The organism is Clostridium sp. CAG:43, from assembly GCF_000434655.1.
In the GTDB taxonomy this organism is placed as follows: Bacteria; Bacillota; Clostridia; order Lachnospirales; family Lachnospiraceae; genus Otoolea; species Otoolea fessa.
In genome coordinates, this window is sequence record NZ_FR895029.1 from 6,342 (window position 1) to 7,996 (window position 1,655).

At 56.8% G+C, this 1,655-nt stretch carries 1 protein-coding gene and 2 pseudogenes; all 3 read right to left on the reverse strand.

Going from position 1 to position 1,655, the window contains the following annotated elements; all coding sequences use genetic code 11:
* A pseudogene (locus QVO97_RS02295) lies at positions 1-211 on the reverse strand (ABC transporter permease); the annotation flags it as partial.
* The gene (locus QVO97_RS02300; protein ID WP_022358798.1) at positions 208-1,194 is read right to left on the reverse strand and encodes an ABC transporter permease; all 987 of its coding nucleotides are present in this window, start codon (positions 1,192-1,194) and stop codon (positions 208-210) included. The pseudogene QVO97_RS02295 and the gene QVO97_RS02300, both read right to left, overlap by 4 nt.
* A pseudogene (locus QVO97_RS02305) lies at positions 1,187-1,655 on the reverse strand (ABC transporter substrate-binding protein); the annotation flags it as partial. The pseudogene QVO97_RS02305 and the gene QVO97_RS02300, both read right to left, overlap by 8 nt.

Sequence of the window (1,655 nt, forward strand, 5' to 3'; positions counted from 1 at the left end):
GCCGGATGCTTAAAGAAAGCCCCGCAACCGTCCGTTTCAGCATATCCCGCCCCATCCAGTCGGTTCCAAACAGCCCGTCGGTTCCCGGAGGCAGATTTTTTCTCGCAAAATCGACCTGCTGTGCAGCATCCTCCCAGACGATTCCAAGCACTGTCACCAGAATCAGGAAAAGGAGGGAAATTCCCAGCAGCCAGAGTGTTTTCTTTCTCATGCCCTGCCTCCTTTCCTAAGTCTCGGATCGACCAGCCGGTACAGCCCATCCGCCGCTGCATTTCCTGCAAATACAAGCACGGCACTGATGAGTGTAATTCCCATCAGAAGCGGGATATCGCTTCCCAGCCCCGCCGTGACCGCCGCCTGTCCGAGTCCCGGATAGGAAAAGACCTGTTCCACCAGCACCGAACCGCCGAAAATCTCGCTGATCGAGCCAAATTGCAGCGTAATTACCGGGAGAAGCAGGTTGCGGAGTCCATGCCGGAAAATCAGCCGCCAGCCACTCTCGCCCCGCGCCCGCGCATAGAGTACGTAATCACTTTCCAGAATCTCAATCACTTTTTCGCGCGTGTGCATCGCAATCGAAGAAATCCCTGTCAGTCCCAGCGTACACGCCGGCAGAAATGCGTGATACAGGCGATCCGCCAGGCTGACCTCGTCCGCCGCCATTCCCACCGGGACACTGAACCCGATTGGGAAGATGGGAAGCTGCACTGTAAAGAGAAGCAGCAGCACCAGCGCCAGCCAGAAGGACGGCGTTCCCGCGATCACAATGCAATAGCCCGTAATCAGGCGATCCACCCACTTGCCCCGTTTTGCCGCCGCTGCAATTCCTAAAAATATCCCCACGATTCCCGAAAACAGCCACGCAGACAGAAGGAGCCACACTGACGCAGACGCCTTTTCCGCGATCACCTCCAGCACCGGTCTGCGGTACAGAAGGGAAATGCCAAAATTACCATGACAGATGCCCGAAATCCAGCTAAAGAAGCGCTTCCAGACCGGCACACCAACGCCCCAGTACGCCTCCAGCTTCTCGATCTGCTCCGGCGCCATCGAGCCGAGCGCCGTCTGCCCGACATTCGTCTGCAGCGGATCGACCGGAGACATCGACACCAGCAGAAACGATACCAGACTGACTGCCAAAAGCAGCAGAATCAGGTGTAGCAGACTGCGCCCAAACCATTTCATCCTACTCATAGTACCACCGATCGACATTGTTGACGATGGACCAGCCGTGACCGTGCGGATGCACCTTCTGCTCTGCGACATGAAGCCCGTCTCTCACCCAGTACAGATGATCGACATTCACCAGCCAGATCCACGGAAGATCACCCTCGGCTGAAACGCCCGTCTCGCCGTCCCACTGCGCCTTTTTCCACAATTCATACGAACTTTCCAGATCCGGTGCTGCCAGTGCCTCATCCATATAAGCGTCCACGGTCTCATTCGCATACGGCGAATATTCTGCCAGCCCCGTATCTGCCTTTGTATGGTAAATATTATAAAATTCCATCGGCGTGTGCGCGCCCCAGCCCCAGAGAAGCGGCTGCGACTGTGCCTCGTCATACGCAGTATCCCAGCCGGTGCCGCGGATCGATGCGTCAATTCCAATCTCTTTTAACTGCTGCGCCGTATCGGCTGCCAGCGCCTGACGCACC

Bases quoted from the DNA above. Each gene is read 5' to 3' on its own strand.
- QVO97_RS02300 (WP_022358798.1), bottom strand. From the start codon at position 1,194: ATGAGTAGGATGAAATGGTTTGGGCGCAGTCTGCTACACCTGATTCTG.